Source organism: Streptococcus suis YS56, from assembly GCF_000440115.1.
GTDB lineage: Bacteria > Bacillota > Bacilli > Lactobacillales > Streptococcaceae > Streptococcus > Streptococcus suis_L.
Genome location: NZ_ALMY01000085.1, coordinates 1 through 13,041 on the forward strand (window position 1 = coordinate 1; position 13,041 = coordinate 13,041).

Below are 13,041 nucleotides of genomic sequence, written 5' to 3' on the forward strand. Positions count from 1 at the left end.
TTTCGTCTGGTCGAGTTCTTTCCCACTCCCACGACTTTTTGAAACATTTATTTTTGGATTGATCGAAAATCCTTTCATGAGCCAGTCCACCTGCTCGGAAGTTAGAGCCTTGACCTCTTCTTCATTGTTTGGCCAGGTCAATTTTCCATTTTCAAAACGTTTGTAAAGTAACCAAAATCCTTGTCCGTCCCAGTAAAGAGCTTTGAATCGGTCTTTTCGACCTCCGCAGAAGAGATAGACCTGACCTGAAAAGGGATCCAGATTGAATTGACTTTTGACAAGGTAGGCGAGAGAATCAATCCCTTGACGCATGTCCGTTTTACCGCAAACCAAGTAGACTTGACCTAAATCACTGAGTCGGATGGTCATAGTGCAGTACCTTGTCCAAAATCATTTCCATTACTTCATGGTTGATAGATTGGAAGAAAGTGACTTCTACTTTTCCGAGACGAATTTTCATCAGAATATCGTTTCTACCTTTCTTCTCAACACGGCGAGATTGGGGAATAGTCAATGGGACGATGGGGTGTGACATGATAAATCTTCCAGTTATGTTTTTCTCACAGTATACAGGAGGAGGGAGTGATTAGATAGATACCTTGTTATTAGGCGGTTACGATTTCTATTGAAATCATGGCTTTTCTTTGTGTATAATGAGATAAAAAGAAGGAGATTGGTTATGTCATCACTAGAAAAAATTATTGAAACACAGTCAAAAACGATAGAGATGATGGCTAATGAACTTACCCTCCTTCGTGAACAGATTGAGTATCTGAGACAGAAACTCTACGGAAAATCATCAGAGAAGGTTGTGTATCAACCAGGTCAGCTGAGCTTGTTTGGGGAGGAAAGTCTCCCTGAAGAAGCTGACTTACCCAGTTGAAACGGAGACCATCACCTATAAACGCAAGAAAGCTAAGGGAGTTCGTCAGGCTATTTTTAGTCAGTTCACTCCAGAGATTGTTCATCATGAATTGCAGGGCGAAGACTGCACTTGTCCAGACTGTCATGGACAGTTGAAAGAGATTGGTTCTACTGTCCAACGGCAAGAGTTGGTCTTCATTCCCGCACAATTAAAGCGGATTGACCATGTTCAGCACGCATACAAGTGTCAGGCTTGTAGTCAGACGAATCTGAGCGATAAGATTATCAAGGCTCCAGTTCCTAAGGCACCTTTGGCACACGGCTTGGGTTCAGCTTCTATCATCGCCCATACTATTCATCAGAAGTTCAATCTTAAGGTGCCTAATTACCGTCAGGAAGAGGACTGGCATAAGCTTGGTCTGCCAATCAGTCGGAAGGAAATAGCCAACTGGCACATCAAGTCTAGTCAGTATTATTTCGAGCCGATTTATAACCTATTGCACGAGAAATTACTGAAACAGCCTATTCTCCATGCGGATGAAACCTCCTACAAGGTCTTGGAAAATGATAGCCAGTTGACCTTCTACTGGACCTTCTTGTCTGGGAAACATGAGAAAAAGGGCGTCACCCTCTATCATCATGACAAACGACGGAGTGGCTTGGTTGTAAAGGAATTTCTTGGGGATTATGCGGGCTACGTACATTGTGATATGTTACGGCAGTAACTTAGGACTTTAGTCCTTTAGTTCTGCCTATGCGATAGCAGTCCAAGGTTTAGGAGCGAAGCGACGCTAAGCTTGGTTAACTGCGAACCGCTGTCGGCCTATCGGCAGTTAGACAAGGCACAGCTGGTTGGCTGTTGGGCTCATGTCAGGAGAAAGTTTTTTGAGGCGACTCCTAAGAAGACAGACAGGACTTCTTTAGGAGCCAAGGGCTTAGCCTATTGTGACCGCCTGTTTGCCTTGGAGAATGACTGGGCTGACTTGTCTACTGAGGAACGGCTACATAAACGTCAGACAGAGTTGGCTCCCTTGATGGACGAGTTCTTTGATTGGTGTCACAATCAGGCTGTCTTGCCAGGCTCCAAATTGGGCACTGCAATGGAGTATAGCCTCAAATACGAAACCACCTTCCGAACCGTTCTCTCGGACGGTGACCTAGTCCTGTCTAACAATATGGCTGAGAGGGCTATGAAGACCTTGGTGATGGGGTGGAGTGAAACAGTCCAGTGGACTGTTTCAGCCTGAGCCTAGAAATAAAAAAGCGAAGGTGGTTATTCTCTCAAAGCTTTGAAGGAGCCAAGTCGACAGCTGTCATTCTGAGTCTTTTGGAAACTGCTAAACGACATGGTCTTGATGCAAAGAAATATATGACTTATCTTCTAGAACACTTACCTAATGAGGAGACGCTCGCAAAAAAAGAGGTGCTAGAGGCTTATTTACCATGGAAGGAAAAAATTAAGAGAGCGTGTAAATAGAAAAAGGTTCCAGAGTCGACAGGACTTTGGAGCCTTTTTCAATACACTTTGTTATTGGGCGGTTACACTCTAACTGTGTTACAGTTAGGGTTTTCTTGTGTTTTCTAGAAAATATGGTATAATAAACCGGTGTGTTTCAATCGAAGCAGGCGAAAGAGGAAAATAATGACAAAAGAACAAGAATTTTTAAAGGAATTTGAAGCTTGGGTCAACACTCAGGTCATGGTAAACGAGATGGCGGTTGAAGAAAGTCGTCGTGTCTTGGAAGAAGATAAAGATGAGCGTGCAGCGGATGCTTATATTCGTTATGAGAGCAAGCTGGATGCCTATCGATTCATTCAAGGGAAATTTGCCAACTACCATGCTGGCAAAGGTTTTCATGATTTACCAGATGAGTTGTTTGGTCAAAGGCATTATTAAGAAACTATATTCACAGTTCAGCATTTCTATCTAAGGCTAGTTCTTCAGCTATTCATCGTTGTTTTTTTCAAAATACAGTCAGTATTTCCTCAAAAAACGGCCTTGATTAGTGAAAAACTATTTCTTATATATAGGCACTTTACTTGTGAGTACAGGTTCTAAGGAGAAAGGAGTTAACATGGCAAAGAAAAAAGTAAATCGAAAAAAACAATTGAAAAAACAATTAGCAGACTTGAAACGTGCAGGCCGTGTAGGTCTTGAAAGGGCTGCAGAGGTAGTAGAGACAGTTGCTCACAAGGCTGAGGCTGTAGTAGAGCATGCTGTGGAACAAGTGAAAGAAGTTGCAGCAGAGGTGCCTTCTTCAGCGACTTCATTGGAAGACTTTTTGGCACTTCCGGACTTGGAAGGCATTGCGGCAGCACGTTTGGAAACCTTTTACCAAGCAGGTATTCAATCTGTGGCTGATTTTGCAAACCATACAGAAAAAGAGCTCTTGGCCCTTAAAGGTATCGGTCCTGCAACCATCAAGCAGTTGAAAGAAAAAGGGATTGAGTTGAAAGTTTAATATGACAGAAACCAACTGAAATTAGTTGGTTTTTTCTTGTTCTCTTGCTATAATGGAATTAGAATATTCAAGGAGAAAGACTTATGGCAAAGAAGAAAAATCGGAAGAAAGAGATGAGACACGCTAAACATAATGGAGATAATATTATACAGTTTAGTGATTTTCAATCTCCTAATTATCTAAGCCAATTGTCGCAAACAGATATGCGTAAAGCATTGGAGTTGACTAGAGGATTTTTTGTAACAGATGATGAGTTTTATATTGATGAACTAAGAGAGCTGTTGTATGCGGCAGGAAGTAAGGATGCGGAAACGGAGTGGTTCGAGGAGATTATGGAAATATCCCAGAAAAAGCACCGCATTCGAGAGTTAAAAAAACTGCTTGCAACTTATCCTCATTATCTGGATGCAAAATTTCAATTATTGTTGGAAACTGGGGATGGAGTGATTGATCGAGCATATTTAGAGAAAATGCTGGTGATACAAGATGAAATAGTTGAACATTGGGCAGAACTAGATTATTCCGATTGGTTTTCCATTGAGGCTAGACCAGTCTTGCAAATGTTTGGTTTTTTAACAGAAATTTACTTGATTAACGGTTTTTCAAATTTAGCCTTAAAACTGGTTGAACTTCTTCGTTCTAAAATTGAGGAAGGATTTCCACCGGGCTATTTTCATACCATGTTAGCTACCTATCTTCATTTGTATCAATTTGATGAAATCGAAAGTCTGTATCAGTGGTCACTTGAGAAGAACTGGGAGGACGATGGCGTTTTGGTTTATCAAATTATGGCCCAGTTATTACAAGGAAAATTTACAAAGGCGGAAGAGTTGTTTAAGCGCTTAGCTGACTTAAATAGCAAAGCGGTTGAGGCCTTTCAATCAGACAGTTGGCTGGATCTTGTGAGTGTGTCCACCCAATTAACTTTTTACAAACCATACACGGTTCACTCTATCTATATCGCTTTAAATACCGCAACCATGTTCTTAGAAACAAAACCGTTTTTAGTTGAGGGAATGGTTGCTTTGGCGGAATCCTATGCGAATACATTGCCAAATTCTCCTAAGAAATTTAGAAAATTTTTGGAAGAACCATTTTTAGAAGGGATAGGACATTCAAGAGCAATAAATCTCTTTTACGGAGGGATACATAGCAAGGCTGATTTTAAGAAAAAGACAGAGCAGGAAATATTGTCCATAAAAGGAATCGGCCCAGGAACAATCAAAAAATTAAAGGAAAATGGTGTTGTTTTCAAAAAAGAGAAATGATTGCTTTTTCTTGAATATTCTGATAGAATAAGGCTATTCAGAGGTGTTTTGAGCCCCATTTGTCACAGGAAGCGGTGGTACTGAGAAATCCGCACAAATGTCAAAACTGGTTGCTGATGATATGAATCGAATAAGCAAAGTGCAGATAGTTTATCTGAACAAGGGTGGTACCGCGGAATAACTTCGTCCCTGTCTAGCAAGTCTAGGCAGGGATTTTCATTTGGAAAGGAGAAGATATGCTACATCATGTTGAAATATATGTTTCAGACTTGGCAACCTCACGTGCATTTTACGATTTTCTTCTGACCAAGCTGGGCTACTCGCTCTATCAGGAGTGGGATAAAGGGCTGTCCTATAAAAAAGCAGAGCAGTACCTGGTCTTTGTCCAAACGCCAAAGGACTTCCTAGAGGCAGGTTATCACCGGTGCCGTACAGGTCTCAATCATCTAGCTTTTCATGTGGGCACACCTGATGAGATTGACCAATGGCGGAAGGAATTTTTGACCAGACGAGTCAAGCTGCTCTACGATGACCGCTATCCACATGCAGGAGGACCAGACCACTATGCCCTCTATTTGGAAGACCCAGATGGGATTAAGATAGAGTTGGTGGGGGAGGAAGAAAACCGAGTTGAATACTAATATTTTAGAAGGAGGATTGCCTGTGAGATTATTTTTGAATGTTCCTTACTCTGAAAAAGATGAAGTTAAACGGTTAGGGGCTAAATGGCATCCACAAATGAAAAAATGGTACACTCAGTGTGAAAGAGAAGAATATATTAGATTTTCAAAATGGTTATTGAAAAGAAGCGATGATGTTATTATCGCAACAGATTATCTATATATTATTGAGGGACATCAAGAATGCTGGAAATGTAAGCAACCTACTTTAGTTGTGGGATTAGGAATAGGTGAATACGTTCATGTTTTTGGAGAACTCTATAGTGCAGAAATCGAAATTATTGAAGATTCTATGGAGATAGGAGAAGAGGTACACTTAGCTTGGGCTGAGAAAGAATCCGATATACCTCCTAAATTATTGAATTATTTAAAAGAACATTATTTTGTCCAAATGACGTATTCTAAAACGCTTGGCAAAAACATCTTTGCTAACTATTGTCAGCACTGTAATGTTTTACAAGGAAATTGGTTTTTATTTTCTGAACCAGATAGTCCATTATCTACTTGTGTTGAAGGAGCTGAGCTAGAAAGTAGAATGAATAAGCTAAAAATTAAAATGATTCCAATCGAAGATGATTTGATTGTAAAATGGGACGTAGGATGGAGTAGTAACGATTTTGCTTATTTAAAATATGGGGAAATAGAAGAACTTGTTCTATCAACGGAATCAAATAACGATTGTGTTGCTTATGAAGAATTGCATACTATTAAGTAAAGGAAAAAACTAATGTCAAAAGAATTATCACCAAAATACAATCCAGCCGAGGTTGAGGCTGGTCGTTACCAAACTTGGTTGGACCAAGATGTCTTTAAGCCGTCAGGCGATGCGGAGGCGAAGCCTTATTCTATCGTCATTCCGCCGCCAAACGTAACTGGTAAGTTGCACTTGGGACACGCTTGGGATACCACCCTTCAAGACATCATTATCCGCCAAAAACGCATGCAGGGCTTTGATACCCTCTGGCTTCCAGGTATGGACCACGCGGGGATTGCCACTCAGGCTAAGGTTGAGGAACGCTTGCGTGAGCAAGGCGTGACCCGTTATGACTTGGGTCGTGAAAAATTCCTCGATAAAGTCTGGGAATGGAAGGATGAGTACGCAGCGACCATTCGTGAGCAATGGGGCAAGTTGGGGCTATCTTTGGACTACCAACGTGACCGCTTCACGCTGGATGAAGGCCTGTCGAAAGCCGTTCGCAAGGTCTTTGTAGAACTCTACAAAAAAGGCTGGATCTACCGTGGCGAATTTATCATCAACTGGGACCCGGCGGCTCGCACAGCCCTTTCTGACATCGAGGTTATCCACAAGGACGTAGAAGGGGCATTCTACCACATGACCTATATGCTGGAAGACGGCTCACGTGGTCTGCAAGTTGCGACAACCCGTCCTGAAACCATATTCGGTGATGTTGCGGTGGCGGTTAACCCAGAAGACCCACGTTACAAGGACTTGATTGGCAAAAATGTTATCCTGCCAATCGTAAACAAGCTAATCCCAATCGTTGCGGATGAGCACGCAGACCCAGAATTTGGTACAGGGGTTGTGAAAATTACACCTGCCCATGATCCAAATGACTTCCTCGTAGGTCAACGCCACAATCTGCCACAAGTCAACGTTATGAACGACGACGGTACCATGAACGAGTTGGCGGGTGAATTTGCAGGCATGGACCGCTTTGAAGCTCGTAAGGCAACGGTTGCGAAGTTGCAAGAACTGGGTGCCCTTGTGGAAATCGAAAACCGTGTGCATTCCGTTGGACACTCTGAGCGTACAGGTGTGGTAGTCGAGCCACGCTTGTCAACTCAATGGTTTGTTAAAATGGACCAATTGGCTAAAAATGCCATTGCCAACCAAGATACAGCTGACAAGGTAGAATTTTACCCACCACGCTTCAACGATACCTTCCTACAATGGATGGAAAATGTACACGACTGGGTTATCTCTCGTCAGCTTTGGTGGGGGCATCAGATTCCAGCATGGTATAACGAATCTGGCGAAATGTACGTCGGAGAAGAGGCTCCAGCAGGTGACGGATGGGTACAGGATGAGGATGTCCTAGATACCTGGTTCAGCTCTGCCCTTTGGCCATTCTCAACCATGGGCTGGCCAGACGAAAATGCGGCGGACTTCCAGCGCTACTTCCCAACTTCAACCTTGGTAACGGGCTACGACATCATCTTCTTCTGGGTGTCGCGGATGATTTTCCAATCGCTTGAGTTCACAGGCCGTCAGCCATTCAAGAACGTGCTGATCCATGGTTTGATTCGTGATGAAGAAGGTCGCAAGATGTCCAAGTCGCTCGGAAACGGGATCGACCCAATGGACGTCATCGAGAAATACGGTGCGGACGCTTTGCGTTGGTTCCTGTCAAACGGCTCTGCCCCTGGTCAAGATGTTCGCTTCTCTTACGAGAAGATGGACGCGTCTTGGAACTTCATCAACAAGATTTGGAACATTTCCCGCTATATCCTCATGAACAATGAAGGTTTGACCTTGGATGCGGCGCGTGAGAATGTCGCCAAAGTTGCAGCTGGTGAGGCTGGTAACGTGACGGACCGCTGGATTCTCCACAACCTCAACGAAACCATTGCCAAGGTCACTGAAAACTTCGACAAGTTCGAGTTTGGTGTGGCTGGTCACATCCTCTACAACTTCATCTGGGAAGAGTTCGCCAACTGGTATGTCGAGCTGACCAAGGAGGTGCTCTACAGCGATAACGAGGCTGAAAAAGTCATGACCCGCTCTGTCCTTCTCTACACGCTGGACCAAATCCTTCGCCTCCTCCACCCAATCATGCCATTTGTGACGGAAGAGATCTTCGCCCAGTACGCAGAGGGCTCTATCGTGGTGGCGGCCTACCCTGTTGTCAACCCAGCATTTGAAAATGCGGAAGCACATAAGGGAGTGGAAAGCCTCAAGGATTTGATTCGTTCGGTGCGAAATAGCAGAGCAGAAGTGAATGTCGCTCCTTCTAAGCCGATTACCATTTTGATTAAGACGGCAGATAGCGAGCTTGAAACCTTCTTCAAGTCAAATGAAAACTACATCCGACGCTTTACAAATCCAGAACATCTGGAAATCAGCTCAAGCATCGTTGCACCAGAATTAGCCATGTCAGCTGTTATCACCGGTGCTGAAATCTTCTTGCCACTCGCCGACCTCCTCAACGTCGAAGAAGAGTTGGCTCGTCTAAACAAAGAACTCGCCAAGTGGCAAAAAGAACTAGACATGGTCGGCAAAAAACTCAGCAACGAACGCTTCATCGCCAACGCCAAACCAGAAGTCGTTGAAAAAGAAAAAGAAAAACAAGCCGACTACCAAGCTAAGTATGATGCGACAGTAGCGCGGATTGAAGAGATGAAGAAGTTGATGGAATAGTTCTAACTACCAAGTATTTCAGACTTTTAGAGAACGAACCGAATTTTAAAAAAGTATAAATAAAATAGCACTCAACCTATAATGGTTGGGTTTTTGTGGTATAATAAGGCTAGAAATTCAAACAGGAGGAGTCTATGCAAGCAACTTACAACATTGATAACCCCAATCTTTCCTACGAAGCCAAGCAAGAACTCTGGGAAATGGGTTTTGGTCTGCAAAAAGTGGATGGGATGAGGTAGTAAGGAAAATAATGAACAAAACTAATTCTTACCAAATCAACCTCCCCTCTCTCCTCCCTTTCGGTTTCATCTTCTCCGGCAATCGGTATATCTACCGTGAGGTGTTCATGGAGGGGCAGTTTGAGGCGGTGGTAGAGGTTGATGAGGCTGGTCAGCTGTCTTCCTTTGTCTGGGATTGTGAGATGGAGGAGGTCTATACCGCTCATCTGGTGACTGCGCCAGCTGGGGCTTTTGTGGGCCAGGTGAGAGAAAGCTATCAGTCTATTTTGGCTCGGGTAGAGGAGGCTTGTTGTGTCGCTCTGCCATTTTCCCAAAATCAAAGCAACCGCATAGCTCAGCTCATCAAGGAGCAGTGGGGTGACCTGCCTGACTATCCCTTTGCCAAGTTGCCGACCTATGGGGCCTTTCGCCACCCTGCCAATAACAAGTGGTACGCTTTGGTCAGTCAGATTCCGAGAGATAAGTTGGACGGGAGTGGGTCGCAGGAGCAGGTGGAAATCGTCAATCTCAAGGTCGATGGTCGGGAAATAGCAGAGCTGCTGTTCCAGTCGGGCATTTACCCTGCCTATCACATGTCAAAGAAGACCTGGGTGTCGGTCTTGCTGGATGAGACTGTGGAAGATGAAGCGATTTTAGCCCTCCTTGAGAAGAGCCGCTATCTGGTAGGACCAAAATCCTACAAGGCGGATCAAGGGCCTGATTACTGGGTTATTCCAGCCAATCCAAAGGTCTATGATATTGATACCGAGTTTGCGGAAAATAAGGTAGTCTATTGGTCGCAAAAATCAACCATTCAAGCTGGGGACTTCGTAGCCATCTACGTGACGGCACCAGTACAGGCCATTCGTTATGTTTGTCGTGTCTTAGGAGCGAACTTGGAAAATCATGGAGAATCAGACATTCCTACAGAAAAGAAACTGATGCAGGTGGAATTACTCGCTCAGTTTTCCGATGATGTTTTGCCGAGAGCGCGCATGATGGATTTGGGAGTCAGGGCGGTGCGTGGTCCGAGACGCTTGACAAAAGAGGCGATTGATGCTTTACGAGAAGGGATTTCTCATCAGTATCACTAAATTTTATTAAATTATCAGAATATTTAATAAAAAGACTTTACAAGTAGGTAAAAAAGAGTATAATAAGGTGTATAAATTTACGAGGAGGAGTAGGTATGAAGAAAAGCTTCATTCATCAGCAAGAGGAGATTTCTTTCGTCAAAAATACATTTACGCAGTATTTGAAAGACAAGCTAGAAATCGTAGAAGTGCAAGGACCGATTTTGAGTCGTGTCGGGGATGGTATGCAGGATAATTTGTCCGGTGTGGAGAATGCGGTTACTGTTAATGTGAAGTTGATTCCAGATGCGACCTATGAAGTGGTTCACTCACTTGCTAAGTGGAAGCGCCATACCTTGGCTCGTTTCGGTTTTAATGAGGGAGAAGGGCTCTTTGTTCACATGAAGGCTCTTCGTCCAGATGAGGATTCCTTGGATCCCATTCACTCTGTTTATGTGGATCAATGGGACTGGGAGAAGGTTATTCCTGATGGTCGTCGGAATTTAGCTTATTTGAAAGAAACAGTGGAGCAGATTTACAAGGCTATCCGTCTGACAGAATTGGCAGTTGAAGCTCGTTATGACATTGAGTCTGTTTTGCCTAAAAAAATCACCTTTATCCATACAGAGGATTTGGTCAAGAACTTCCCAGACTTGACACCAAAAGAGCGTGAGAATGTGGTTGCCAAAGAATACGGTGCAGTTTTCCTAATCGGTATTGGTGGTGAACTGGCAGACGGTAAACCACATGATGGACGTGCACCGGACTATGATGACTGGACAAGCCCATCAGAAGCAGGCTACAAAGGACTCAATGGAGATATCTTGGTTTGGAACGAAGCACTTGGTTCAGCCTTTGAGTTGTCCTCAATGGGGATTCGTGTGGATGAAGAAGCACTTAAACGTCAGGTCGCTATTACAGGTGACGAGGATCGTTTGGAATTTGATTGGCATCGTGCCCTCTTAAATGGACTCTTCCCGCTCTCGATTGGTGGCGGTATTGGTCAATCTCGTTTGGCCATGTTCTTACTTCGTAAGAAACACATCGGTGAAGTGCAGTCCAGTGTTTGGCCACAAGAAGTGCGCGATAATTTTGAGAATATTTTGTAAGAGATTGGCTTCAATCTCTTTTCTTCTGCTTTCAATCTGCTATCTGAAAACATTTACAACAAGATTATCTGTGATTTTTACGCCAATCTATGATATACTTTTTTAGTTAAATTAAAATATACAGAGGATATTATGACAAAACTTAGAGAAGACATCCGTAACGTAGCCATTATTGCCCACGTTGACCACGGAAAAACAACCCTCGTTGATGAATTATTGAAACAATCCCAAACTCTTGATGAGCGTACGCAATTGGATGAGCGTGCCATGGACTCAAACGACATCGAAAAAGAGCGTGGTATCACTATCCTAGCTAAAAACACTGCAGTAGCTTACAACGGAACACGTATCAACATCATGGACACACCAGGACACGCGGACTTCGGTGGTGAGGTTGAGCGTATTATGAAAATGGTTGACGGTGTTGTGCTTGTCGTGGATGCTTACGAAGGAACTATGCCACAGACTCGTTTCGTATTGAAAAAAGCCCTTGAGCAAAACTTGACACCAATCGTTGTTGTTAACAAGATTGACAAACCATCTGCTCGTCCAGAAGAAGTTGTAGATGAAGTGCTTGAACTCTTCATCGAATTGGGTGCAGATGATGACCAGTTGGAATTCCCAGTGGTTTACGCATCAGCTATCAACGGAACTTCTTCCTTGTCTGACAATCCAGCAGACCAAGAAGAAACAATGGCACCAATCTTCGATACTATCATCGAGCATATCCCAGCTCCTGTGGATAACTCAGATGAGCCTTTGCAGTTCCAAGTATCCCTTTTGGACTACAATGACTTCGTAGGTCGTATCGGTATCGGTCGTGTCTTCCGTGGTACTGTTAAAGTTGGTGACCAAGTTACCCTTTCTAAACTTGACGGCACAACCAAAAACTTCCGCGTTACAAAACTCTTTGGTTTCTTCGGTCTTGAGCGTAAAGAAATCCAAGAAGCAAAAGCTGGTGATTTGATTGCCGTTTCTGGTATGGAAGACATCTTCGTTGGTGAAACTGTGACTCCGACAGATGCAGTTGAGGCACTTCCAGTTCTTCGTATCGATGAGCCAACTCTTCAAATGACTTTCTTGGTCAACAACTCACCATTTGCAGGTCGTGAAGGTAAATGGGTGACATCTCGTAAGATTGAAGAGCGCCTTTTGGCTGAGTTGCAAACAGACGTTTCTCTCCGTGTTGATCCTACTGACTCTCCAGATAAATGGACTGTTTCAGGTCGTGGGGAATTGCACTTGTCTATCTTGATTGAAACCATGCGTCGTGAAGGCTATGAGCTTCAAGTATCACGTCCAGAAGTTATCATCAAGGAAATCGACGGTGTGAAAATGGAGCCATTCGAGCGTGTGCAAATCGATACTCCAGAAGAATACCAAGGTTCTGTTATCCAATCCCTATCTGAGCGTAAGGGTGATATGTTGGATATGGTTGCGACAGGTAATGGTCAAACTCGTCTTGTTTTCCTAGTGCCTGCGCGTGGTTTGATTGGTTATTCAACAGAATTCCTTTCAATGACTCGTGGTTACGGTATCATGAACCATACTTTCGACCAATACTTGCCTGTTGTTCAAGGTGAAATCGGTGGTCGTCACCGTGGTGCCCTTGTCTCTATCGATCAAGGTAAGGCAACGACATACTCTATCATGCGTATTGAAGAGCGTGGTACCATTTTTGTAAACCCAGGTACTGAAGTGTACGAAGGAATGATTATCGGTGAAAACTCGCGTGAAAATGACTTGACAGTTAACATCACAACTGCAAAACAAATGACCAACGTCCGTTCTGCAACCAAAGACCAAACGTCTGTAATTAAGACACCACGTATCTTGACTCTTGAAGAATCACTAGAATTCTTGAACGATGATGAATACATGGAAGTAACGCCAGAATCTATCCGTCTTCGTAAGCAAATCTTGAACAAGGCAGAGCGTGATAAGGCTGCGAAAAAGAAAAAATTAGCGACTGAGGAATAATTTCTAGG

At 43.6% G+C, this 13,041-nt stretch carries 12 protein-coding genes and 2 pseudogenes; 12 read left to right on the forward strand and 2 right to left on the reverse strand.

Annotation, left to right across the window (positions count from 1 at the left end):
• Both tnpB and SST62_RS0110700 read right to left on the reverse strand, forming a co-directional pair.
• A partial coding sequence (gene tnpB / locus SST62_RS0110695; protein WP_029187335.1) for an IS66 family insertion sequence element accessory protein TnpB occupies positions 1 to 369 on the reverse strand: 369 nt, incomplete at its 3' end.
• Positions 350 to 535 (reverse strand): hypothetical protein, encoded by a 186-nt coding sequence (locus SST62_RS0110700; RefSeq protein WP_029187336.1) that lies wholly within the window; start codon positions 533 to 535, stop codon positions 350 to 352. The genes tnpB and SST62_RS0110700, both read right to left, overlap by 20 nt.
• Positions 536 to 679: 144 nt before the next feature.
• On the opposite strand from SST62_RS0110700, the gene SST62_RS0110705 reads away from it, so the two are divergent.
• From SST62_RS0110705 to typA, 12 genes and pseudogenes are all read left to right on the forward strand, one after another.
• The gene (locus tag SST62_RS0110705; protein WP_029187337.1) at positions 680 to 883 is read left to right on the forward strand and encodes a transposase; all 204 of its coding nucleotides are present in this window, start codon (positions 680 to 682) and stop codon (positions 881 to 883) included.
• Positions 840 to 2,341: pseudogene (locus SST62_RS1000000113035) on the forward strand (IS66 family transposase). Before SST62_RS0110705 ends, SST62_RS1000000113035 begins: the two are co-directional and overlap by 44 nt.
• Before the next feature lie 165 nt (positions 2,342 to 2,506).
• On the forward strand, positions 2,507 to 2,761 hold the full coding sequence (locus SST62_RS0110725) for a DUF1912 family protein (protein WP_002943432.1): 255 nt from the start codon (positions 2,507 to 2,509) through the stop codon (positions 2,759 to 2,761).
• A 178-nt stretch (positions 2,762 to 2,939) separates the two neighbouring features.
• On the forward strand, positions 2,940 to 3,326 hold the full coding sequence (locus tag SST62_RS0110730; protein ID WP_029187341.1) for a helix-hairpin-helix domain-containing protein: 387 nt from the start codon (positions 2,940 to 2,942) through the stop codon (positions 3,324 to 3,326).
• An 83-nt stretch (positions 3,327 to 3,409) separates the two neighbouring features.
• Positions 3,410 to 4,594, forward strand: a complete 1,185-nt coding sequence (locus SST62_RS0110735) for a helix-hairpin-helix domain-containing protein (RefSeq protein ID WP_029187342.1) — start codon at positions 3,410 to 3,412, stop codon at positions 4,592 to 4,594.
• A gap of 236 nt (positions 4,595 to 4,830) precedes the next feature.
• Positions 4,831 to 5,235: a VOC family protein gene (locus SST62_RS0110740; RefSeq protein WP_029187343.1), complete on the forward strand. Its 405-nt coding sequence runs from the start codon at positions 4,831 to 4,833 to the stop codon at positions 5,233 to 5,235.
• Positions 5,225 to 5,989, forward strand: coding sequence for a DUF5710 domain-containing protein (locus SST62_RS1000000111945; protein ID WP_079267493.1), 765 nt, complete (start codon positions 5,225 to 5,227; stop codon positions 5,987 to 5,989). Before SST62_RS0110740 ends, SST62_RS1000000111945 begins: the two co-directional genes overlap by 11 nt.
• Before the next feature lie 12 nt (positions 5,990 to 6,001).
• The gene (locus SST62_RS0110750) at positions 6,002 to 8,653 is read left to right on the forward strand and encodes a valine--tRNA ligase (RefSeq protein WP_029187345.1); all 2,652 of its coding nucleotides are present in this window, start codon (positions 6,002 to 6,004) and stop codon (positions 8,651 to 8,653) included.
• Positions 8,654 to 8,787: 134 nt separating this feature from the next.
• A pseudogene (locus tag SST62_RS1000000112470) lies at positions 8,788 to 8,886 on the forward strand (cell filamentation protein Fic); the annotation flags it as partial.
• 17 nt (positions 8,887 to 8,903) lie between these two features.
• Positions 8,904 to 9,965 (forward strand): MmcQ/YjbR family DNA-binding protein, encoded by a 1,062-nt coding sequence (locus SST62_RS0110760; protein WP_029187346.1) that lies wholly within the window; start codon positions 8,904 to 8,906, stop codon positions 9,963 to 9,965.
• 95 nt (positions 9,966 to 10,060) lie between these two features.
• Complete coding sequence (asnA, locus tag SST62_RS0110765) at positions 10,061 to 11,053, forward strand: aspartate--ammonia ligase (RefSeq protein ID WP_014637558.1); 993 nt, start codon at positions 10,061 to 10,063, stop codon at positions 11,051 to 11,053.
• A gap of 132 nt (positions 11,054 to 11,185) precedes the next feature.
• Entirely contained in the window at positions 11,186 to 13,033 is a 1,848-nt protein-coding gene (gene typA / locus SST62_RS0110770; protein ID WP_009909450.1) for a translational GTPase TypA, read from the forward strand.
• Positions 13,034 to 13,041: the final 8 nt, after the last annotated feature.

Excerpts from the sequence above, each read along its gene's own strand:
- SST62_RS0110700 (WP_029187336.1), bottom strand. The coding sequence starts at position 535 with ATGTCACACCCCATCGTCCCATTGACTATTCCCCAATCTCGCCGTGTT.
- SST62_RS0110705 (WP_029187337.1), top strand. The coding sequence starts at position 680 with ATGTCATCACTAGAAAAAATTATTGAAACACAGTCAAAAACGATAGAG.
- SST62_RS0110725 (WP_002943432.1), top strand. The coding sequence starts at position 2,507 with ATGACAAAAGAACAAGAATTTTTAAAGGAATTTGAAGCTTGGGTCAAC.
- SST62_RS0110730 (WP_029187341.1), top strand. The coding sequence starts at position 2,940 with ATGGCAAAGAAAAAAGTAAATCGAAAAAAACAATTGAAAAAACAATTA.
- SST62_RS0110735 (WP_029187342.1), top strand. The coding sequence starts at position 3,410 with ATGGCAAAGAAGAAAAATCGGAAGAAAGAGATGAGACACGCTAAACAT.
- SST62_RS0110740 (WP_029187343.1), top strand. The coding sequence starts at position 4,831 with ATGCTACATCATGTTGAAATATATGTTTCAGACTTGGCAACCTCACGT.
- SST62_RS0110750 (WP_029187345.1), top strand. The coding sequence starts at position 6,002 with ATGTCAAAAGAATTATCACCAAAATACAATCCAGCCGAGGTTGAGGCT.
- SST62_RS0110760 (WP_029187346.1), top strand. The coding sequence starts at position 8,904 with ATGAACAAAACTAATTCTTACCAAATCAACCTCCCCTCTCTCCTCCCT.
- asnA (WP_014637558.1), top strand. The coding sequence starts at position 10,061 with ATGAAGAAAAGCTTCATTCATCAGCAAGAGGAGATTTCTTTCGTCAAA.
- typA (WP_009909450.1), top strand. The coding sequence starts at position 11,186 with ATGACAAAACTTAGAGAAGACATCCGTAACGTAGCCATTATTGCCCAC.